This window comes from Pseudomonas muyukensis, from assembly GCF_019139535.1.
Classification (GTDB): Bacteria; Pseudomonadota; Gammaproteobacteria; order Pseudomonadales; family Pseudomonadaceae; genus Aquipseudomonas; species Aquipseudomonas muyukensis.
Window position 1 is genome coordinate 668,031 of the sequence record NZ_CP077073.1, and the last position, 20,758, is coordinate 688,788.

Annotated in this window: 21 protein-coding genes; all 21 read left to right on the plus strand. The window is 61.3% G+C overall.

Annotated features, from left to right (window positions below; translation table 11 throughout):
* The first annotated feature begins 1 nt into the window (after position 1).
* Positions 2-406 (plus strand): ribonuclease P protein component, encoded by a 405-nt coding sequence (rnpA, locus tag KSS95_RS03120; protein ID WP_134689227.1) that lies wholly within the window; start codon positions 2-4, stop codon positions 404-406.
* Positions 399-644 carry a membrane protein insertion efficiency factor YidD gene (yidD, locus tag KSS95_RS03125; RefSeq protein WP_011536514.1) on the plus strand — a complete coding sequence of 82 codons (246 nt, stop codon included), beginning with the start codon at positions 399-401 and terminating at the stop codon, positions 642-644. The genes rnpA and yidD overlap by 8 nt, the downstream gene beginning before the upstream one ends.
* Before the next feature lie 2 nt (positions 645-646).
* Complete coding sequence (gene yidC, locus KSS95_RS03130; protein WP_217851605.1) at positions 647-2,332, plus strand: membrane protein insertase YidC; 1,686 nt, start codon at positions 647-649, stop codon at positions 2,330-2,332.
* Between the two features lie 87 nt (positions 2,333-2,419).
* On the plus strand, positions 2,420-3,790 hold the full coding sequence (gene mnmE, locus KSS95_RS03135) for a tRNA uridine-5-carboxymethylaminomethyl(34) synthesis GTPase MnmE (RefSeq protein ID WP_217851607.1): 1,371 nt from the start codon (positions 2,420-2,422) through the stop codon (positions 3,788-3,790).
* Between the two features lie 504 nt (positions 3,791-4,294).
* A complete protein-coding gene (gene mnmG / locus KSS95_RS03140; protein ID WP_217851609.1) occupies positions 4,295-6,187 on the plus strand; it encodes a tRNA uridine-5-carboxymethylaminomethyl(34) synthesis enzyme MnmG in 1,893 nt (630 codons plus the stop codon).
* Complete coding sequence (gene rsmG, locus KSS95_RS03145) at positions 6,184-6,834, plus strand: 16S rRNA (guanine(527)-N(7))-methyltransferase RsmG (RefSeq protein WP_217851611.1); 651 nt, start codon at positions 6,184-6,186, stop codon at positions 6,832-6,834. The genes mnmG and rsmG overlap by 4 nt, the downstream gene beginning before the upstream one ends.
* An 18-nt stretch (positions 6,835-6,852) precedes the next feature.
* Complete coding sequence (locus KSS95_RS03150) at positions 6,853-7,644, plus strand: ParA family protein (protein ID WP_217851613.1); 792 nt, start codon at positions 6,853-6,855, stop codon at positions 7,642-7,644.
* A gap of 9 nt (positions 7,645-7,653) precedes the next feature.
* Positions 7,654-8,526 (plus strand): ParB/RepB/Spo0J family partition protein, encoded by an 873-nt coding sequence (locus KSS95_RS03155; protein WP_134689119.1) that lies wholly within the window; start codon positions 7,654-7,656, stop codon positions 8,524-8,526.
* A gap of 149 nt (positions 8,527-8,675) precedes the next feature.
* Positions 8,676-9,083, plus strand: coding sequence for a F0F1 ATP synthase subunit I (locus KSS95_RS03160; RefSeq protein WP_011536507.1), 408 nt, complete (start codon positions 8,676-8,678; stop codon positions 9,081-9,083).
* Positions 9,084-9,099: 16 nt separating this feature from the next.
* A complete protein-coding gene (atpB, locus tag KSS95_RS03165; protein WP_134689120.1) occupies positions 9,100-9,969 on the plus strand; it encodes a F0F1 ATP synthase subunit A in 870 nt (289 codons plus the stop codon).
* Between the two features lie 144 nt (positions 9,970-10,113).
* A complete protein-coding gene (gene atpE / locus KSS95_RS03170; protein ID WP_003097235.1) occupies positions 10,114-10,371 on the plus strand; it encodes a F0F1 ATP synthase subunit C in 258 nt (85 codons plus the stop codon).
* 58 nt (positions 10,372-10,429) lie between these two features.
* Positions 10,430-10,900 (plus strand): F0F1 ATP synthase subunit B, encoded by a 471-nt coding sequence (locus KSS95_RS03175; RefSeq protein ID WP_023383136.1) that lies wholly within the window; start codon positions 10,430-10,432, stop codon positions 10,898-10,900.
* 12 nt (positions 10,901-10,912) lie between these two features.
* Positions 10,913-11,449, plus strand: coding sequence for a F0F1 ATP synthase subunit delta (locus KSS95_RS03180; RefSeq protein ID WP_023628561.1), 537 nt, complete (start codon positions 10,913-10,915; stop codon positions 11,447-11,449).
* Between the two features lie 21 nt (positions 11,450-11,470).
* Entirely contained in the window at positions 11,471-13,015 is a 1,545-nt protein-coding gene (gene atpA / locus KSS95_RS03185; RefSeq protein WP_038707082.1) for a F0F1 ATP synthase subunit alpha, read from the plus strand.
* Between the two features lie 48 nt (positions 13,016-13,063).
* Entirely contained in the window at positions 13,064-13,924 is an 861-nt protein-coding gene (gene atpG / locus KSS95_RS03190; protein ID WP_028690020.1) for a F0F1 ATP synthase subunit gamma, read from the plus strand.
* Between the two features lie 27 nt (positions 13,925-13,951).
* A complete protein-coding gene (atpD, locus tag KSS95_RS03195) occupies positions 13,952-15,328 on the plus strand; it encodes a F0F1 ATP synthase subunit beta (protein ID WP_028690019.1) in 1,377 nt (458 codons plus the stop codon).
* A gap of 44 nt (positions 15,329-15,372) precedes the next feature.
* Positions 15,373-15,792, plus strand: a complete 420-nt coding sequence (locus tag KSS95_RS03200) for a F0F1 ATP synthase subunit epsilon (protein WP_011536500.1) — start codon at positions 15,373-15,375, stop codon at positions 15,790-15,792.
* A gap of 124 nt (positions 15,793-15,916) precedes the next feature.
* On the plus strand, positions 15,917-17,284 hold the full coding sequence (gene glmU, locus KSS95_RS03205; RefSeq protein WP_217851615.1) for a bifunctional UDP-N-acetylglucosamine diphosphorylase/glucosamine-1-phosphate N-acetyltransferase GlmU: 1,368 nt from the start codon (positions 15,917-15,919) through the stop codon (positions 17,282-17,284).
* A gap of 307 nt (positions 17,285-17,591) precedes the next feature.
* Positions 17,592-18,359, plus strand: a complete 768-nt coding sequence (locus KSS95_RS03210; RefSeq protein ID WP_217851617.1) for a DeoR/GlpR family DNA-binding transcription regulator — start codon at positions 17,592-17,594, stop codon at positions 18,357-18,359.
* A 12-nt stretch (positions 18,360-18,371) separates the two neighbouring features.
* Positions 18,372-20,207, plus strand: coding sequence for a glutamine--fructose-6-phosphate transaminase (isomerizing) (gene glmS, locus KSS95_RS03215; RefSeq protein WP_217851619.1), 1,836 nt, complete (start codon positions 18,372-18,374; stop codon positions 20,205-20,207).
* An 80-nt stretch (positions 20,208-20,287) separates the two neighbouring features.
* Positions 20,288-20,755, plus strand: a complete 468-nt coding sequence (locus KSS95_RS03220; protein WP_217851621.1) for a hypothetical protein — start codon at positions 20,288-20,290, stop codon at positions 20,753-20,755.
* The last annotated feature ends 3 nt before the right edge of the window (positions 20,756-20,758 follow it).

Genomic DNA, 20,758 nt, shown 5'->3' on the forward strand with positions numbered 1-20,758 from the left:
GGTGGTGAGTCAGGACTTCAGTCGGGAAAAGCGACTGCTTACACCCCGGCATTTCAAAGCGGTCTTCGACTCCCCAACCGGCAAGGTTCCAGGGAAAAACCTGCTTATCCTTGCCCGCGAGAACGGCCTCGATCACCCACGCCTCGGCCTGGTAATCGGCAAGAAGAGCGTCAAGCTCGCCGTTCAACGCAATCGCCTGAAACGCCTGATGCGCGATTCGTTCCGCCTGAACCAGCAGTTGTTGGCTGGTCTGGATATCGTGATCGTCGCGCGCAAGGGGTTGGGCGAAGTGGAAAACCCAGAATTGCACCAACACTTTGGCAAGCTCTGGAAGCGACTGGTTCGCAGTCGGCCCTCTCCAGCGGTCAATGCCGATACCGCAGGGGTAGACAGTCACGATGCGTAAACTGGCACTCGTTCCGATCCAGTTTTATCGTTACGCCATCAGTCCACTGATGGCCAGTCACTGTCGTTTCTATCCCAGCTGTTCCTGTTACGCCTATGAAGCCATCGAAAATCATGGCCTCTTGCGTGGTGGGTGGCTGGCCGTTCGTCGCCTGGGGCGTTGTCATCCGTGGAACGACGGCGGTTTCGATCCCGTTCCACCAGCTCCTTCCTCCCGAACTTCTTCGATAGCCGAGTAATCATGGATATTAAACGCACGATCCTGATCGTCGCCCTGGCAATCGTGTCCTATGTCATGGTCCTCAAGTGGAACCAGGACTATGGCCAGGCTGCCCTGCCGACTCAGCATGCTGCCGCCAGCAATGCCACTGCGTCCCTGCCGGACAGCGTGCCCGCCAGCAACAACGGCGCCAACGCCGATTTGCCGAGCGTCGATGCCCAAGCCGGCAACACTGGCGTGGCGCCAGCGCCCGTTGCGGTCAGCAAGGACCTGATCCAGGTCAAGACCGATGTCCTGAACCTGGCTATCGACCCGGTTGGCGGCGATATCGTCCAGCTGACCCTGCCTAAGTACCCACGCCGTCAGGACCATCCTGAAATTCCGTTCCAGTTGTTCGACAACGGCGGCGAGCGTGTCTACCTGGCCCAGAGCGGCCTGATCGGCAGCAATGGCCCGGACCGCGCCAGCGGCCGTCCGTTGTATGCCACCGAACAGAAGAGCTACCAGCTGGCCGACGGCCAAAACCAACTGGTGGTCGACCTGAAGTTCAGCGAAAACGGCATCAACTACATCAAGCGCTTCAGCCTCAAGCGCGGCGAGTACGACCTGACCGTCAGCTACCTGATCGACAACCAGAGCGCCCAGGCCTGGAGCGGCAACATGTTTGCCCAGCTCAAGCGTGACGCCAGCTCCGATCCGTCGTCGAGCACCGCCACCGGCACTGCCACTTACCTGGGCGCGGCCCTGTGGACAGCTTCCGAGCCGTACAAGAAAGTGTCGATGAAGGACATGGACAAGGGCGGTTTGCAAGAAAATGTGTCCGGCGGCTGGGTCGCCTGGCTGCAGCACTACTTCGTCACCGCCTGGATCCCGAGCAAGTCGGACAACAACGCCGTCCAGACCCGCAAGGACAGCCAGGGCAACTACATCATCGGCTACACCGGCCCGGCCCTGAACGTGCCAGCCGGCGGCAAGGTCGAAACCAGCGCCATGCTGTATGCCGGCCCGAAGATTCAGTCCAAGCTCAAGGAGTTGTCCCCAGGCCTGGAGCTGACCGTCGACTACGGCTTCCTGTGGTTCATCGCCCAGCCGATCTTCTGGCTGCTGCAACATATCCACAGCCTGCTGGGTAACTGGGGCTGGTCGATCATTGTCCTGACCATGCTGATCAAGGGCCTGTTCTTCCCGCTCTCTGCCGCCAGCTACCGCTCGATGGCGCGCATGCGTGCCGTGGCGCCGAAACTGGCCCAGCTCAAGGAACGCTTCGGTGACGATCGCCAGAAGATGTCCCAGGCGATGATGGAGCTGTACAAGAAAGAGAAGATCAACCCGCTGGGCGGCTGCCTGCCGATCCTGGTACAGATGCCGGTGTTCCTGGCCCTGTACTGGGTACTGCTGGAAAGCGTAGAGATGCGCCAGGCCCCATGGATGCTGTGGATCACCGACCTGTCGATCAAGGATCCGTTCTTCATCCTGCCGATCATCATGGGCGCCACCATGTTCATCCAGCAGCGCCTGAACCCGACGCCGCCGGATCCGATGCAGGCGAAGGTCATGAAAATGATGCCGATCATCTTCACCTTCTTCTTCCTGTGGTTCCCGGCTGGCCTGGTGCTGTACTGGGTTGTGAACAACTGCCTGTCGATCGCGCAGCAGTGGTACATCACCCGTAGCATCGAAGCGGCGACCAAGAAAGCTGCCGCTTGACGGGCGACCCGGTTTGCCTGTGAATAAAAACGCCCCCTAGTGGGGCGTTTTTGCTATCTGACGAATTCGTTGTAGAGGCTTTCGAGCATGAACACTGTGCGTGAAACCATTGCCGCCATCGCCACCGCCCAAGGCCGTGGCGGGGTCGGTATCGTTCGCTTGTCCGGGCCATTGGCGACCCAGGCCGGGCTGGCCATCACCGGCCGCACCTTGACCCCGCGGCATGCCCACTACGGGCCGTTGCGCGACGCCGATGGCCTGGTCCTGGACGAAGGCATCGCGCTGTTCTTCCCCGGACCCAACTCCTTTACCGGCGAAGACGTGCTGGAACTGCAGGGCCACGGCGGCCCGGTGGTGATGGACATGCTGCTGCAGCGTTGCCTGCAGCTGGGTTGCCGCTTGGCGCGCCCTGGCGAGTTCAGCGAGCGGGCGTTTCTCAACGACAAGCTCGACCTGGCCCAGGCCGAAGCCATCGCCGACCTGATCGAAGCCAGCTCCACCCAGGCCGCGCGCAATGCCCTGCGCTCGTTGCAAGGCGCGTTCTCCAAGCGTGTGCACAGCCTGACCGAGGCGCTGATTGCCCTGCGCATCTACGTCGAGGCGGCCATCGACTTCCCCGAGGAGGAAATCGACTTCCTCGCCGACGGCCATGTGCTGCGCATGCTCGATGAGGTGCGCGACGAACTGTCCAGCGTGCAGCGCGAGGCCGGGCAAGGCGCCTTGCTGCGTGACGGCATGACCGTGGTCATCGCCGGGCGGCCGAATGCCGGCAAGTCGAGCTTGCTCAACCAGTTGGCTGGGCGTGAGGCGGCAATCGTCACCGACATCGCCGGCACTACCCGGGACATCCTCCGCGAACATATCCACATCGACGGCATGCCGCTGCACGTGGTCGACACCGCAGGGCTGCGCGATACCGACGACCATGTGGAAAAGATCGGTGTCGAACGCGCCCTCAAAGCCATCGGCGAGGCCGATCGGGTGCTGTTGGTGGTGGATTCCACCGCGCCAGAAGCCAGCGATCCGTTCGCCCTGTGGCCGGAATTTCTCGACCAGCGCCCGGACCTGGCCAAGGTCACGCTGATTCGTAACAAGGCTGACCTCAGCGGCGAGCGGGTGGGGATGGAGCAGAGCGACGACGGTCACGTGACCATTACCCTGAGTGCCCGCGACAGCGACATGGGCCTGGAACTGCTGCGCGATCACCTCAAGGCCTGCATGGGCTATGAACAGACCGCCGAAAGCAGTTTCAGCGCCCGCCGCCGGCACCTGGAAGCACTGCGCCAGGCCTGTGAGCACCTCGAGCATGGTCGCGCGCAGTTGACCCTGGCGGGCGCCGGCGAGCTATTGGCAGAGGATCTGCGCCAGGCACAGCAGGCGCTGGGGGAGATCACCGGGGCGTTCAGCTCGGATGACCTGCTGGGGCGGATCTTCTCGAGTTTTTGTATCGGCAAGTAATCCACAATTTGCGAGAGAACCAAGGCCGCTCCTTCAGGAGCGGTTTTTTTTTGCCTGTGATTCGCTCATGCAGGGGACTGCTTGCCTTGTGAACTCCATCAACAGAGGCAATTTGATGCGTATAAGCTCTGTGGAAAACTCGCCTTCAGCTCCGTTGATAACCAGGCTTTTTTTCTGAGGACAACCCCGCCTGTTGATAACCATTACTTTCATCCACAGCTTACACGCGGTTATCCAGACCCCTCAGGCCTAGTGGGACACAGGGTTATGAAACCTTGCAGGCACCACCATTATTGGGCTTCAAGCAGTTATCCACATGGGGATAGGTGCCTAAGAATAAACATAAAAACAAAGCTTTTTTAAATTTTTCCTCTTTGTTTTCTTTTACCTGCCATTCATCCACAGCCTGGTCAAATTTTGTTCAGAAGGTTTATCGAAGGGGACTAAGCCCCTATACTGGTCCGCTTCCCTTCTCTATTCGCAAAAACAGGCACGAGGTGCGTGGTGGATTTCCCTTCCCGTTTTGAAGTGATCGTCATCGGCGGCGGCCATGCCGGTACCGAGGCTGCGCTTGCGTCCGCACGCATGGGTGTGAAGACCCTGTTGCTGACCCACAACGTGGAAACCCTCGGTCACATGAGTTGCAACCCGGCCATCGGTGGCATCGGCAAGAGCCACCTGGTCAAGGAAATCGATGCGCTCGGCGGCGCCATGGCCCTGGCCACCGACAAGAGCGGCATCCAGTTCCGCATCCTGAACAACCGCAAGGGCCCGGCGGTGCGCGCCACCCGCGCACAGGCCGACCGCGCCATCTACAAGGCGGTGGTACGGGAAATCCTGGAAAACCAGCCGAACCTGTGGATATTCCAGCAGTCCTGCGATGACCTGATCGTCGAGCAGGACCAGGTCAAGGGCGTGGTCACGCAAATGGGCCTGCGCTTCTTCGCCGACTCGGTGGTGTTGACCAGCGGCACCTTCCTTGGCGGGCTTATCCACATCGGTCTGCAGAACTACTCCGGTGGTCGCGCCGGCGATCCACCCGCCAACGCCCTGGCCAGCCGCATGCGTGAATTGCCGCTGCGCGTCGGCCGCCTGAAAACCGGCACGCCGCCGCGTATCGATGGCCGTTCGGTGGACTTCTCGGTGATGACCGAGCAACCCGGCGATACCCCGATCCCGGTGATGTCGTTCATGGGCGAGGCGCAGATGCACCCACGCCAGGTGAGCTGCTGGATTACCCACACCAATGCCCGCACCCACGAGATCATCGCCTCGAACCTCGACCGTTCGCCGATGTACTCCGGGGTGATCGAGGGCATCGGCCCGCGCTACTGCCCGTCGATCGAGGACAAGATCCACCGCTTCGCCGACAAGGAAAGCCACCAGGTGTTCATCGAGCCGGAAGGCCTGACCACCCATGAGCTTTACCCCAACGGCATTTCGACCTCGCTGCCGTTCGACGTGCAGCTGCAGATCGTCCGCTCGATCCGCGGCATGGAAAACGCCCACATCGTGCGCCCGGGCTATGCCATCGAGTACGACTACTTCGACCCGCGCGACCTCAAGTACAGCCTCGAGACCAAGGTCATCGGCGGCCTGTTCTTCGCCGGCCAGATCAACGGCACCACCGGCTACGAAGAAGCCGGCGCCCAGGGCCTGCTGGCCGGGACCAACGCCGCGCTGCGCGCGCAGGGTCGCGAAAGCTGGTGTCCGCGCCGCGACGAGGCATACATCGGGGTACTGGTCGACGACCTGATCACCCTGGGTACCCAGGAGCCGTACCGCATGTTCACCTCGCGCGCCGAGTACCGGTTGATCCTGCGCGAGGACAACGCCGACCTGCGCCTGACCGAAAAGGGCCGCGAGCTGGGCCTGATCGACGACGCCCGCTGGGCCGCGTTCTGCGCCAAGCGCGAAGGCATCGAGCGTGAAGAACAACGCTTGAAGAGCACCTGGGTGCGTCCAGGCACCCCGCAGGGCCAGGCCATTGTGGATAAGTTCGGCACGCCACTGGCCCATGAGTACAGCCTGCTGAACCTGTTGGCACGTCCGGAGGTCGACTACGCTGGGCTGATCGAAGCGACCGGCGGCGAGCTGATCGATCCACAGGTCGCCGAGCAGGTCGAGATCAAGACCAAGTACGCCGGCTACATCGACCGCCAGCAGGAAGAGATCGCCCGTCTGCGCGCCAGCGAGGACACCCGCCTGCCTGTGGATATCGACTACACCACGATTTCCGGCCTGTCCAAGGAGATCCAGGGCAAGCTCGAGCAGACCCGCCCCGAGACCCTGGGCCAGGCGTCGCGCATTCCGGGTGTTACCCCGGCGGCGATTTCCCTGTTGCTGATTCACTTGAAAAAACGCGGCGCAGGCCGCGAATTGGAGCAAAGCGCTTGAGTTCCCTGGTCACCCCGCAACACGCCGAAGAGTTGTCCACAGGTGCGCGCCAGCTCGGTGTCGAGCTGAGCGCGCAGCAGCACGAACTGCTGCTGGGCTACCTGGCCCTGTTGATCAAATGGAACAAGGCCTACAACCTGACCGCGGTGCGCGACCCGAACGAAATGGTTTCGCGCCATCTGCTCGACAGCCTCAGCGTCATGCCGTTTATCCACAACGACACCCAGCGCTGGCTGGATGTCGGCAGTGGCGGCGGCATGCCGGGCATCCCGCTGGCCATCCTGCACCCGCACAAGCAGGTGACGGTGCTCGACAGCAACGGCAAGAAGACCCGCTTCCTCACCCAGGTGAAGATGGAGCTGAAACTGGACAACCTGACGGTTATCCACAGCCGGGTGGAAGAGGTCCAGCCCGAGCAGCCGTTCTGCGGGATCATCTCCCGGGCCTTCAGCAGCATGGAGAATTTCACCAACTGGACCCGCCACCTGGGTGACGCCCGCACGCAATGGCTTGCAATGAAGGGGCTGCATCCTGCCGATGAACTGGTAGCATTGCCCGCAGACTTCACAGTGGAAAGCGAGCAGGCCCTGACCGTTCCAGGTTGCCAGGGCCAGCGCCATCTGCTGATACTGCGCCGCAAGGCATGACTGGGAACACACGCAACAATGGCTAAGGTATTCGCAATCGCGAACCAGAAGGGTGGTGTGGGCAAGACCACCACCTGCATCAATCTCGCCGCATCGCTGGCCGCGACCAAGCGTCGCGTGCTGCTGATCGACCTCGATCCACAGGGCAACGCCACCATGGGCAGCGGTGTGGATAAACACGAGCTCGAGCATTCGGTGTACGACCTGCTGATCGGGGAATGCGACCTGGCCCAGGCCATGCACTATTCCGAGCATGGCGGCTTCCAGCTGCTGCCGGCCAACCGCGACCTCACCGCCGCCGAGGTGGTGCTGCTCGAGATGCAGATGAAGGAGAGCCGCCTGCGCAACGCGCTGGCGCCGATCCGCGAGAACTACGACTACATCCTCATCGATTGCCCGCCGTCGCTGTCGATGCTGACGCTCAACGCCCTGGTCGCCTCCGATGGCGTGATCATCCCCATGCAGTGCGAGTACTACGCGCTGGAAGGCTTGAGCGACCTTGTGGATAACATCAAGCGCATCGCCGCCCGGTTGAACCCGGCGCTGAAGATCGAGGGCCTGCTGCGGACCATGTACGACCCGCGCCTGAGCCTGAACAACGATGTTTCGGCGCAGCTCAAGGAGCACTTCGGCGACCAGCTGTACGACACGGTGATCCCGCGCAACATCCGCCTGGCCGAGGCGCCGAGCTTCGGCATGCCGGCACTGGCCTACGACAAGCAGTCCCGCGGCGCCCTGGCCTACCTGGCCCTGGCCGGGGAACTGGTACGCCGCCAGCGCCGTCCATCACGCACTGCACAAACAACTTAAGGAATCCGCATGGCCATCAAGAAACGCGGTCTCGGACGTGGGTTGGATGCACTGCTCAGTGGTCCTTCCGTCAGCGCGCTGGAAGCGCAGGCTGTCAAGATCGACCAGAAGGAACTGCAACAGCTGCCGGTCGAGCTGATCCAGCGCGGCAAGTACCAGCCGCGTCGGGACATGGACCCCGAGGCGCTCGAGGAACTGGCGCACTCGATCCGTCTGCACGGCGTCATGCAACCGATCGTGGTCCGCCCGATCGGCGACAACCGCTACGAGATCATCGCCGGTGAGCGGCGCTGGCGCGCCACCCAGCAGGCCGGGCTGGACACCGTCCCGGCCATGGTCCGCGAAGTGCCCGACGAAGCCGCCATCGCCATGGCGCTGATCGAGAACATCCAGCGCGAGGACCTCAACCCGCTGGAAGAAGCCCTGGCCTTGCAGCGCCTGCAGCAAGAGTTCGAGCTGACCCAGCAGCAAGTGGCCGATGCCGTCGGCAAGTCGCGGGTGACCGTGGCCAACTTGCTGCGCCTGATTTCGCTGCCCGAGGCGATCAAGACCATGCTCGCCCACGGCGACCTGGAGATGGGCCACGCCCGCGCCTTGCTCGGCCTTGGGGAAGATCGCCAGGAAGAAGGGGCGCGTCATGTTGTCGCACGCGGCCTCACCGTGCGCCAGACCGAGGCACTGGTGCGCCAGTGGCTCAACGGCAAACCTGAGCCGGTCGAATCGAGCAAACCTGATCCGGACATCGCGCGTCTCGAGCAGCGTCTGGCAGAGCGCCTGGGCTCCGCGGTGCAAATCCGCCATGGCAACAAGGGCAAGGGCCAGTTGGTTATCCGCTATAACTCGCTCGACGAGTTGCAAGGCGTGCTTGCTCACATCCGCTGAAACAATTCCCGTTGTAGCGCGCAGTCGGAAATCACTACCGAAGAGTTGAATAGGGGTTAATCCACCCCTATACTCTGCGCGCATTTTGTCGGCACAAATTATGCCAAGTCATTGCTGACGAGGCGGTCGACTTTCGAGGAGCAGTTGTGATGGAAATCCGCACGCCAAACCGCCTGCCTTTCCATCGCTGGGCGGTTTTCCCGGTTCTGCTGGCTCAATTTGTCGTGCTGCTGCTGGCAACCTTGGTGTTGTGGCAGTGGAAAGGGGTGGTCAGTGGATATTCAGGCCTTTGCGGAGGTTTGATTGCCTGGCTGCCCAATGTGTATTTCGCCTGGAAGGCTTTTCGCTTCAGCGGAGCCCGGGCGGCGCAGGCCATCGTCAAGTCGTTCTACGCAGGCGAGGCAGGCAAGATGATTTTGACGGCAGTGCTGTTTGCACTGACCTTCGCAGGAGTGAAGCCATTGGCGCCGTTGGCAGTATTCGGCGTCTTCGTGCTGACCCTTTTGGTCAGCTGGTTCGCGCCCCTGCTGATGAATAAAAGACTTTCGAGACCTTAGGGCGTTTGAGGCAACCATGGCAGAAGAAACCGCTTCGGGTTATATCCAGCACCACTTGCAGAACCTGACCTACGGTCAACTACCAGACGGCAGCTGGGGCTTCGCCCATTCGGCTGCAGAAGCCAAGGCAATGGGCTTCTGGGCGTTCCACCTGGACACCCTGGGCTGGTCCGTTGCGCTGGGTCTGATCTTCCTGTTCATCTTCCGCATGGCGGCCAAGAAGGCGACTTCCGGGCAACCGAGCGGTCTGCAGAACTTCGTGGAAGTGCTGGTGGACTTCGTCAACGGCAGCGTGAAGGACTCCTTCCACGGCCGTAGCCCGGTGATCGCCCCACTGGCGCTGACCATTTTCGTCTGGGTGTTCCTGATGAACGCCATCGACCTGGTACCGGTCGACTGGATTCCGCAGCTGGCCATCCTGATCTCCGGTGATCCACACATTCCGTTCCGCGCCGTGTCGACCACCGACCCGAACGCGACCCTGGCCATGGCCTTCAGCGTATTCGCCCTGATCATCTTCTACAGCATCAAGGTCAAGGGCCTGGGCGGCTTCATCGGCGAGCTGACCCTGCACCCGTTCGGCAGCAAGAACATCTTCGTGCAGATCCTGCTGATTCCGGTCAACTTCCTGCTCGAATTCGTCACCCTGATCGCCAAGCCGATCTCGCTGGCACTGCGTCTGTTCGGCAACATGTACGCCGGCGAGCTGGTGTTCATCCTGATCGCGGTGATGTTCGGCGCCGGTATCCTGTGGCTCAGCGGCCTGGGTATCGTGCTGCAGTGGGCGTGGGCAGTGTTCCACATCCTGATCATCACCCTGCAAGCTTTCATCTTCATGATGCTGACCATCGTCTACCTGTCGATGGCCCACGAAGATAACCATTAAGACCGCCTGGCGTGTCTGATAGCCTTCCCCGCCGGTTTGGGGGGAGGGCTTAAAAAGTCCGCAAGGGCATGCTGTACCAAACGATTTGTTTTACCGCTTCAAACTAAAAACCTAACCAATACGACGTAAAAGTCGGGAGGAAAGATGGAAACTGTAGTTGGTCTGACCGCTATCGCTGTTGCTCTGCTGATCGGCCTGGGTGCTCTGGGTACCGCCATTGGTTTCGGCCTGCTGGGCGGCAAATTCCTGGAAGGCGCTGCTCGCCAGCCAGAAATGGTTCCGATGCTGCAGGTCAAAATGTTCATCGTTGCCGGCCTGCTCGACGCCGTGACCATGATCGGTGTTGGTATCGCTCTGTTCTTCACCTTCGCAAACCCCTTCGTTGGTCAGATCGCCGGCTAATCACTCGTTTTTTACGAGTTGATTGCTGTGATGAACAAAGACCGAGCGAGGTGTTGGCGTGAACATTAATGCAACCCTGATTGGCCAATCCGTTGCTTTCCTGATTTTTGTACTCTTCTGCATGAAGTACGTATGGCCTCCGGTCATCACTGCTCTGCAAGAGCGTCAAAAGAAGATTGCCGACGGCTTGGACGCTGCCAACCGCGCAGCTCGCGACCTGGAGCTGGCCCAAGAGAAAGCGGGTCAGCAACTGCGTGAAGCGAAGGCACAGGCAGCCGAAATCATTGAGCAAAGCAAGAAACGCGCTGCTCAGCTTGTCGAGGAAGCCCGTGAACAGGCCCGCGTCGAAGCTGACCGTGTGAAGGCTCAGGCTCAAGCCGAGATCGAACAGGAACTGAACAGCGTCAAAGACGCCCTGCGTGCCCAAGTGGGTGCCCTGGCCGTTGGCGGTGCTGAAAAGATCCTTGGCGCCACAATCGATCAAAACGCGCATGCGGAGCTGGTTAACAAACTGGCCGCTGAAATTTAAGCGAGGGCGATCATGGCAGAACTGACCACGTTGGCCCGACCTTACGCTAAGGCTGCCTTCGAGCATGCCCAGGCCCATCAGCAACTGGCCAATTGGTCAGCCATGCTCGGCCTGGCTGCTGCGGTGTCGCAAGACGACACCATGCAGCGCCTGCTCAAGGCCCCGCAACTGACTAGCGCAGAAAAGGCCGCCGCATTCATTGAAGTGTGCGGTGACAAGTTTGACGCCAAGGCACAGAATTTCATTCATGTTGCCGCGGAAAACGAACGTCTCCTGCTTCTGCCGGAGATTTCGACTCTGTTCGACCTGTACAAGGCCGAGCAAGAGAAGTCCGTGGACGTGGAAGTCACCAGTGCTTTTGCGTTGAACCAAGAACAGCAAGACAAACTCGCCAAGGTTCTCAGTGCACGGTTAGGCCAGGAAGTGCGCCTGCACGCGTCGGAGGATGCCAGCCTGATCGGCGGCGTCGTCATCCGCGCTGGCGACCTGGTAATCGACGGTTCGGTTCGCGGGAAAATCGCGAAACTGGCCGAAGCCTTGAAATCTTGAGTTTGAAGGGGCAGCAGAGCAATGCAGCAACTCAATCCTTCCGAAATTAGTGAAATCATCAAGGGCCGCATCGACAACCTCGATGTCGGCTCCCAAGCCCGTAACGAAGGTACCGTCGTTTCGGTTTCCGACGGCATCGTGCGGATCCACGGTCTGGCCGACGTCATGTACGGCGAAATGATCGAGTTCCCTGGCAGCGTATTCGGCATGGCCCTGAACCTGGAGCAAGACTCCGTAGGTGCAGTGATCCTGGGTGCCTATGACACCCTCGCCGAAGGCATGAGCGCCAAGTGCACCGGTCGCATCCTGGAAGTTCCGGTTGGTAAGGAACTGCTGGGTCGCGTCGTCGACGCACTGGGTAACCCGATCGACGGCAAAGGTCCTCTGGGCAACACCCAGACCGACGCGGTCGAGAAAGTCGCTCCAGGCGTGATCTGGCGTAAGTCGGTAGACCAGCCTGTACAGACTGGCTACAAGTCCGTCGACGCCATGATCCCTGTCGGCCGTGGCCAGCGCGAGCTGATCATCGGTGACCGTCAGATCGGCAAGACCGCCATGGCCATCGACGCCATCATCAACCAGAAAGACTCCGGTATTTTCTGTGTTTATGTTGCAGTCGGCCAGAAGCGTTCCACCGTTGCCAACATCGTTCGCAAGCTGGAAGAAGCCGGCGCCCTGGCCAACACCATCGTGGTCGTTGCCAGTGCTTCGGAATCCGCCGCACTGCAGTTCCTGGCGCCTTACGCCGGCTGCACCATGGGCGAGTTCTTCCGTGACCGCGGCGAAGACGCCCTGATCGTTTACGATGACCTGTCCAAGCAGGCCGTTGCCTACCGTCAGATCTCCCTGCTGCTGCGCCGTCCACCAGGACGTGAAGCGTACCCAGGCGACGTGTTCTATCTCCACTCCCGTCTGCTGGAGCGTGCATCGCGCGTTTCCGAAGAGTACGTCGAGAAGTTCACCAACGGTGCCGTAACTGGCAAGACTGGCTCGCTGACCGCTCTGCCGATCATCGAAACCCAGGCTGGCGACGTTTCCGCGTTCGTTCCGACCAACGTGATCTCGATCACCGACGGTCAGATCTTCCTGGAATCGGCCATGTTCAACGCAGGCATCCGTCCTGCCGTTAACGCCGGTGTGTCGGTATCCCGTGTTGGTGGTGCCGCCCAGACCAAGATCATCAAGAAGCTGTCCGGTGGTATCCGTACCGCCCTGGCCCAGTACCGTGAACTGGCGGCCTTCGCCCAGTTCGCTTCGGACCTGGACGAGGCTACCCGCAAGCAGCTGGAGCATGGTCAGCGCGTTACCGAGCTGATGAAGCAGAAGCAGTACGCGCCAATGTCGATCGCCGACATGGCTCTGTCGCTGTACGCCGCTGAGCGTGGTTTCCTGACCGACGTAGAAGTCTCCAAGGTTGGCAGCTTCGAGCAAGCGCTGATTGCCTACTTCAACCGTGATCACGCCGAACTGATGGCCAAGATCAACGTGAAGGGTGACTTCAACGACGAAATCGACGCTGGCATGAAAGCCGGTATCGAGAAGTTCAAGGCCACCCAGACCTGGTAAGCCGCAGCGGGGGCCCCGGCCCCCGCTTGCTAACCTGATAGGTGATACATGGCAGGCGCAAAAGAGATTCGCAGTAAGATTGCGAGCATCAAAAGCACGCAAAAAATTACCAGCGCCATGGAGAAAGTGGCGGTCAGCAAGATGCGCAAGGCACAAATGCGCATGGCTGCTAGCCGTCCTTACGCGGAGCGTATCCGCCAGGTGATCGGTCATCTGGCCAACGCCAACCCGGAATACCGCCACCCGTTCATGATCGAGCGCCCTGTAAAGCGCGCCGGTTATATCGTGGTGAGCAGTGACCGTGGTCTGTGCGGTGGCTTGAATACCAACCTGTTCAAGGCCCTGGTCAAGGACATGAACGAAAACCGCGAACAGGGCGTTGAAATCGACCTGTGCGTGATCGGCAGCAAGGGTGCGACTTTCTTCCGCATCTTTGGCGGCAACGTCGTAGCCGCGATCAGCCACCTGGGCGAAGAGCCATCGATCAATGATCTGATCGGCTCCGTCAAAGTGATGCTGGACGCCTACCTGGACGGCCGTATCGATCGCCTCTCGGTGGTTTCGAACAAGTTCATCAACACCATGACCCAAAAACCGACGGTAGAGCAGTTGGTACCGTTGGTGGCAACCCCGGATCAGGAACTCAAGCACCACTGGGACTACCTGTACGAACCCGACGCAAAAGAGCTGCTGGACGGCTTGATGGTGCGTTACGTGGAGTCGCAGGTGTACCAGGCGGTGGTCGAGAACAACGCTGCTGAACAAGCGGCCCGGATGATCGCCATGAAGAACGCCACAGACAACGCCGGTGATTTGATCAAAGAGCTTCAGTTGATCTACAACAAGGCGCGTCAGGCTGCGATCACCCAGGAGATCTCGGAAATCGTCGGCGGCGCTGCCGCGGTTTAACGGTTCAAAAATTCAGAGGATCCAGCTATGAGTAGCGGACGTATCGTTCAAATCATCGGCGCCGTCATCGACGTGGAATTCCCACGTGATGCCGTGCCGAGTGTTTACAACGCGCTGAAAGTACAAGGCGCGGAAACCACCCTGGAAGTTCAGCAGCAGCTGGGCGACGGCGTGGTTCGTACCATTGCGATGGGCTCGACCGAAGGTCTGAAGCGCGGTCTGGATGTCGTCGACACCAAGGCTGCCATCTCGGTACCTGTCGGCAAGGCAACCCTGGGCCGTATCATGGACGTCCTGGGCAACCCGATCGACGAAGCCGGCCCGATCGGCGAAGAAGAGCGTCGCGGTATCCACCAGCCAGCGCCTTCGTTCTCGGACCAGGCAGGCGGCAACGACCTGCTGGAAACCGGCATCAAGGTTATCGACCTGGTCTGCCCGTTCGCCAAGGGTGGTAAGGTTGGTCTGTTCGGTGGTGCCGGCGTCGGCAAGACCGTGAACATGATGGAACTGATCCGTAACATCGCCATGGAACACAGCGGTTATTCCGTGTTCGCTGGTGTGGGTGAGCGTACTCGTGAGGGTAACGACTTCTACCACGAGATGAAGGACTCCAACGTTCTCGACAAGGTAGCGCTGGTCTACGGTCAGATGAACGAGCCACCAGGAAACCGTCTGCGCGTAGCGCTGACCGGCCTGACCATGGCTGAGAAGTTCCGTGACGAAGGTAACGACGTTCTGCTGTTCGTCGACAACATCTATCGTTACACCCTGGCCGGTACCGAAGTATCCGCACTGCTGGGCCGTATGCCTTCGGCAGTAGGTTACCAGCCGACCCTGGCCGAAGAGATGGGCGTTCTGCAAGAGCGTATCACTTCGACCAAGGAAGGTTCGATCACCTCCGTCCAGGCCGTATACGTACCTGCGGACGACCTGACCGACCCGTCGCCAGCGACCACCTTCGCCCACTTGGACGCCACTGTCGTTCTGTCCCGTGACATCGCTTCCCTGGGTATCTACCCAGCGGTCGACCCACTGGACTCGACTTCGCGCCAGCTGGACCCGAACGTGATCGGCACCGAGCACTACGAGACCGCTCGTGGCGTTCAGTATGTTCTGCAGCGCTACAAAGAGCTGAAGGACATCATCGCGATCCTGGGTATGGACGAACTGTCCGAAGCCGACAAGCAACTGGTTGCCCGCGCTCGTAAGATCCAGCGCTTCCTGTCGCAGCCGTTCTTCGTGGCCGAAGTCTTCACCGGCTCGCCAGGCAAGTACGTTTCGCTCAAGGACACCATCGCTGGCTTCAGCGGCATCCTCAAAGGTGACTACGACCACCTGCCAGAACAAGCGTTCTACATGGTCGGCAGCATCGACGAAGCGATCGAGAAAGCCAAGAAACTGTAATCCCGGCGCCCCGCAAGGGGCGCTAATCAGGTTGAGGCAAGCAGATGGCTATGACAGTCCATTGCGATATCGTCAGCGCGGAAGGAGAGATCTTTTCCGGCCTGGTCGAGATGGTAGTAGCGCACGGCAACCTGGGCGATCTGGGTATCGCTCCAGGCCACGCGCCGCTGATCACCAATCTCAAGCCTGGTCCGATCACGCTGACCAAGCAAGGTGGCGATCGTGAGGTGTTCTACATCTCCGGTGGTTTCCTCGAAGTGCAGCCGAACATGGTCAAGGTTCTTGCCGACACCGTGCAGCGCGCTGCCGATCTGGACGAAGCTCAGGCTCAGGAAGCCCTCAAGGCTGCTGAGAATGCTCTGAACGCGAAAAGCTCGGACTTCGACTACGGTGCTGCTGCCGCACGTCTGGCCGAGGCTGCAGCTCAGCTGCGTACTGTCCAGCAATTGCGCAAAGGCAAGTAATCCGGCCCTGGCCGCTTACTTTCGCTGCGATTGAGTTAAAGGGTAGCCTCGGCTACCCTTTTTCTTTTTCTAAAAATTCCCTTTTTGGTCACGTCCCTGACCGCTCAGGATTGGTAGCCAGTCAATGTCCCTCGATATCGTCATCCTCGCCGCCGGCCAAGGTACCCGCATGCGCTCGGCGCTGCCCAAGGTGCTGCACCCGGTAGCCGGCAACTCCATGCTCGGTCATGTTATCCACAGCGCGCGCCAACTGCAGCCCAAGGGCATTCACGTGGTCATTGGCCATGGCGCCGAGCGGGTGCGCGAGCGCCTGGCTGCGGACGACCTGAATTTCGTCATGCAGGACAAGCAACTGGGCACCGGCCATGCCGTGGCCCAGGCACTGCCTGCCATTACCGCCGACACCGTGCTGGTGTTGTATGGCGATGTGCCGTTGATCGAGGTGGAAACCCTGCAGCGCCTGCTGGCCAAGGTCAGCGCCAGCCAGCTGGGCCTGTTGACGGTGAACCTGGCCGACCCCAGCGGTTATGGCCGAATCGTTCGGGACGCCCAGGGCCAGGTCACGGCGATCGTCGAGCACAAGGACGCCAGCGAGGCGCAGAAGGCGATCAAGGAAGGCAACACCGGCATTCTCGCCATGCCGGCGGCGCGCCTGGCCGACTGGATGGGGCGCTTGTCCAACAACAACGCCCAGGGCGAGTACTACCTGACCGATGTCATCGCCATGGCCGTGGCCGATGGCCTGGTGGTCGCCACCGAACAGCCCCACGACCCGATGGAAGTGCAGGGCGCCAACGACCGCCGCCAGCTGGCCGAGCTCGAGCGCCATTACCAGCTGCGCGAAGGCCGCCGCCTCATGGCCCTGGGCGTGACCTTGCGTGATCCGGCGCGCTTCGATGTGCGTGGCGAAGTGACCGTGGGCCGCGACGTACTTATCGATATCAACGTGATCCTCGAAGGCCAGGTGGTCATCGAGGACGACGTGCAGATCGGCCCGAACTGCGTGATCAAGGACAGCACCCTGCGCAAGGGCGTGGTGATCAAGGCCAACAGCCATATCGAAGGCGCGGTGATGGGCGAGGGCAGCGATGCCGGCCCGTTCGCGCGCCTGCGTCCGGGTAGCGTGCTCGAGGCCCGTGCCCATGTGGGTAACTTCGTCGAGCTGAAGAACGCGCACCTGGGCGAAGGCGCCAAGGCCGGTCACCTGAGCTATCTGGGCGATGCCGAGATCGGCGCGCGCAGCAACATCGGTGCTGGCACCATCACCTGCAACTACGACGGCGCCAACAAGTTCCGTACGGTGATGGGCGAGGACGTGTTCATCGGCTCCAACAACTCGCTGGTGGCGCCTGTGCAAATCCAGGCCGGGGCCACCACTGCGGCGGGTTCGACCATCACCCAGACGGTCGAGGCCGGGCAGCTGGGCGTGGCGCGGGCGCGTCAGCGCAATATCGAAGGCTGGAAGCGGCCGGAGAAGCTCAAGAAGAGCTGAGTTATCCACAGCGGTTTCGCTCGAAGGCCGGCTTATGTGAATAAGCCGGCTTTTTCTTGGGTGCCGTACCGCGGCCCTTGTGTAGGAGCGGCCTTGTGTCGCGAAGGCCGCGAAGCGGCCCCGGCGATCTATGCGGCGCCGCTGAAACCTGGGGCCGCTGCGCGCCCCATCGCGACGCAAGGCCGCTCCTACAGGAACCGTGTCAGGGCAGAGAAAAACTATCCACAGCGCAGCGGCAGCTTGACGAATCGTTCATCTTAGGTTTTGATTGCACTACTTATCTTTCGAATCGAAACTTAAAACCGAAATGTCGAAACGTAATACCCCCCAGCGTCGTCACAATATCCTCACCTTGCTCAATGAGCAGGGCGAGGTGAGCGTCGACGCCCTGGCCAAGCGTTTCGAAACTTCCGAAGTGACCATTCGCAAGGACCTCGCCGCCCTGGAAGCCAACGGCCTGCTGCTGCGCCGCTACGGCGGCGCGGTGACCATGCCCCAGGAACTGCTGGGCGACAACGTCCAGCCGGTGTCCCTGTACAAGCAGGCCATTGCCCGCGCGGCGGTGGGGCGCATCCGCGAACACGCGCGCATCATCATCGACAGTGGCAGCACCACGGCCGCGATGATCCCGCAGCTCGGGCGCCAGCCAGGCCTGGTGGTAATGACCAACTCGCTCAATGTAGCCCGGGCCATCAGCGAACAAGAGCACGAGCCGGTGCTGCTGATGACCGGCGGCACCTGGGACCCGCACTCGGAGTCGTTCCAGGGCCAGGTCGCCGAGCAGGTACTACGCTCATACGACTTCGACCAACTGTTCATCGGTGCCGATGGCATCGACCTGGAGCGTGGCACCACCACCTTCAACGAACTGCTGGGGTTGAGCCGGGTCATGGCCGAAGTGGCCCGCGAGGTGATCGTCATGGTCGAGTCGGACAAGGTCGGCCGCAAGATCCCCAACCTCGAGCTGCCCTGGGGCAGCGTCAACACCCTGATTACCGATGACCGCCTGCCTGCCGAGGCACGCGAGCGGATTCAAGCCCGCGGCATCAACCTTATCTGCGCCGCTATCAGCTAGGAGCAACAACATATGTGTGGAATCGTCGGTGCCGTTGCCGAGCGCAATATCACAGCCATCCTCATCGAAGGCCTCAAGCGCCTGGAATACCGCGGTTATGACAGCGCCGGCCTGGCCGTGCTGACCGCGCAGGGCGGGCTTGAGCGCCGCCGCCGCATCGGCAAGGTCAGCGAGCTGGAGGCCGCTGTGGCCGCCGAGCCGCTGGCCGGGCAACTGGGCATCGCCCACACCCGTTGGGCGACCCATGGCGCACCGACCGAGGGCAATGCCCACCCGCATTTCTCCGGCCAGCAGGTGGCGGTGGTGCACAACGGCATCATCGAGAACCACGAAGCGCTGCGTGAAGAGCTCAAGGGCCTGGGTTACGTGTTCAGTTCGCAGACCGACACCGAGGTCATCGTCCACCTGATCCATCACCTGCTCAAGAGCATCCCGGACCTGGCCGACGCGCTCAAGGCTGCGGTCAAGCGCCTGCACGGCGCCTACGGCCTGGCGGTGATCAGCGCCAGCCAGCCTGACCGCCTGGTCGCCGCCCGTAGCGGCAGCCCGTTGGTGATCGGCCTGGGCCTGGGTGAGAACTTCCTGGCCTCCGACCAGTTGGCCCTGCGCCAGGTCACCGACCGCTTCATGTACCTGGAAGAAGGCGACATCGCCGAGATCCGCCGTGACCAGGTCAGCATCTGGGACCAGGCCGGTCGCCCGGTGCAGCGCGAGACCGTGCAGTACCACGAAGGCGCCGAAGCCGCTGACAAGGGTGTGTACCGTCACTTCATGCTCAAGGAGATCCACGAGCAACCGAGCGTGGTACAACGCACCCTCGAAGGCCGCCTGGGCAAGGACCACGTGATGGTCCAGGCCTTCGGCCCGAATGCCGCCGAGCTGTTCGCCAAGGTGCGCAACGTGCAGATCGTCGCCTGCGGCACCAGCTATCACGCCGGCATGGTCGCCCGTTACTGGCTCGAAAGCCTGGCCGGCATCCCTTGCCAGGTGGAAGTGGCCAGTGAGTTCCGCTACCGCAAGGTGGTGGTGCAGCCAGACACCCTGTTCGTCTCCATTTCCCAGTCGGGCGAGACCGCCGACACCCTGGCGGCCCTGCGCAATGCCAAGGAGCTGGGTTTCCTTGGCAGCCTGGCGATCTGCAACGTCGGTATCAGTTCGCTGGTGCGTGAATCCGACCTGACCCTGCTGACCCTGGCCGGCCCGGAGATCGGTGTGGCCTCGACCAAGGCCTTCACCACCCAGCTGGTATCGCTGATGCTGCTGACCCTGGCCCTGGGCCAGGTGCGCGGCACCCTGGCTGCCGGCGTCGAAGCCGAGCTGGTGGACGAACTGCGCCGCCTGCCGGCCCGCCTGGGTGAAGCCCTGGCCATGGACGCTGTGGTCGAGAAGACCGCCGAGCTGTTCGCCGACAAGCACCACACCCTGTTCCTCGGCCGCGGCGCGCAATACCCGGTGGCGATGGAAGGTGCGCTCAAGCTCAAGGAAATCTCCTATATCCACGCCGAAGCCTACCCGGCCGGCGAGCTCAAGCACGGCCCGCTGGCGCTGGTGGACAGCGATATGCCGGTGGTCACTGTGGCGCCGAACAACGAGCTGCTGGAAAAGCTCAAGTCGAACCTGCAGGAAGTCCGCGCCCGCGGCGGTGAGCTGGTGGTGTTTGCCGACGAGCAGGCTGGCATGAGCAACGGCGAGGGCACCCACGTGATCAATGTCCCGCACATCAACGATGCGCTGGCGCCGATCCTCTACACCATCCCGCTGCAGTTGCTGTCGTACTACGTTGCCGTGCTCAAGGGCACCGACGTCGACCAGCCGCGCAACCTGGCCAAGTCGGTGACGGTGGAGTAACACTGCGGCAGTGGTTGTGCCGTATCAATCACAACCCCCGGTCAGCCGGGGGTTTTTCGTTCTCAGGATGAGCAATAAAGATGTTGATGAAACTGGCGCCGAAAAGGCCGCGCAGCCTGCGCAAGTTCTACCTGTCGATAGGCGCGACGCTGGTAATCATGGTGGTCGGCCGCTATTACGCGCTCAAGGCCGAGAAACAACGGGCCGAGCAGCAGGCGCAGTGGATAGAGCAGGTGCTGCAGGTGAACAGCACGCTGCCCAGGCAGATCGATGCGGTCACCCAGCTTGTGCGGGTCGAGTTCGTCTGGGGGGATACCTTGCTCTATGTCTATCACGTTGGCCTGAGCGCCAACCTGCCGTGGGAGCGCCGGGCGAAGATGCAGGAGCGAGCCAGCCAGCAGCTGGAGCAGCTGGCTTGCAAGGAGCCGCAAATGCTCGAAGCGATGCGCAGGTTCAAGCTCCGCCAGAAACATCTTTATGTCGCAGACGAAGCGGGCGAGTTGTTCCACGTCGAGCTGCGGCCCGACAAGCTGGCCTGCACGAGCTGACGA

What these genes read in the sequence shown, in the direction of transcription:
- yidD (WP_011536514.1), top strand. Translation starts at nt 399, where the DNA reads ATGCGTAAACTGGCACTCGTTCCGATCCAGTTTTATCGTTACGCCATC.
- yidC (WP_217851605.1), top strand. Translation starts at nt 647, where the DNA reads ATGGATATTAAACGCACGATCCTGATCGTCGCCCTGGCAATCGTGTCC.
- mnmE (WP_217851607.1), top strand. Translation starts at nt 2,420, where the DNA reads ATGAACACTGTGCGTGAAACCATTGCCGCCATCGCCACCGCCCAAGGC.
- KSS95_RS03150 (WP_217851613.1), top strand. Translation starts at nt 6,853, where the DNA reads ATGGCTAAGGTATTCGCAATCGCGAACCAGAAGGGTGGTGTGGGCAAG.
- KSS95_RS03155 (WP_134689119.1), top strand. Translation starts at nt 7,654, where the DNA reads ATGGCCATCAAGAAACGCGGTCTCGGACGTGGGTTGGATGCACTGCTC.
- KSS95_RS03160 (WP_011536507.1), top strand. Translation starts at nt 8,676, where the DNA reads ATGGAAATCCGCACGCCAAACCGCCTGCCTTTCCATCGCTGGGCGGTT.
- atpB (WP_134689120.1), top strand. Translation starts at nt 9,100, where the DNA reads ATGGCAGAAGAAACCGCTTCGGGTTATATCCAGCACCACTTGCAGAAC.
- atpE (WP_003097235.1), top strand. Translation starts at nt 10,114, where the DNA reads ATGGAAACTGTAGTTGGTCTGACCGCTATCGCTGTTGCTCTGCTGATC.
- KSS95_RS03180 (WP_023628561.1), top strand. Translation starts at nt 10,913, where the DNA reads ATGGCAGAACTGACCACGTTGGCCCGACCTTACGCTAAGGCTGCCTTC.
- atpA (WP_038707082.1), top strand. Translation starts at nt 11,471, where the DNA reads ATGCAGCAACTCAATCCTTCCGAAATTAGTGAAATCATCAAGGGCCGC.
- atpG (WP_028690020.1), top strand. Translation starts at nt 13,064, where the DNA reads ATGGCAGGCGCAAAAGAGATTCGCAGTAAGATTGCGAGCATCAAAAGC.
- atpD (WP_028690019.1), top strand. Translation starts at nt 13,952, where the DNA reads ATGAGTAGCGGACGTATCGTTCAAATCATCGGCGCCGTCATCGACGTG.
- KSS95_RS03200 (WP_011536500.1), top strand. Translation starts at nt 15,373, where the DNA reads ATGGCTATGACAGTCCATTGCGATATCGTCAGCGCGGAAGGAGAGATC.
- glmU (WP_217851615.1), top strand. Translation starts at nt 15,917, where the DNA reads ATGTCCCTCGATATCGTCATCCTCGCCGCCGGCCAAGGTACCCGCATG.
- KSS95_RS03210 (WP_217851617.1), top strand. Translation starts at nt 17,592, where the DNA reads ATGTCGAAACGTAATACCCCCCAGCGTCGTCACAATATCCTCACCTTG.
- glmS (WP_217851619.1), top strand. Translation starts at nt 18,372, where the DNA reads ATGTGTGGAATCGTCGGTGCCGTTGCCGAGCGCAATATCACAGCCATC.
- KSS95_RS03220 (WP_217851621.1), top strand. Translation starts at nt 20,288, where the DNA reads ATGTTGATGAAACTGGCGCCGAAAAGGCCGCGCAGCCTGCGCAAGTTC.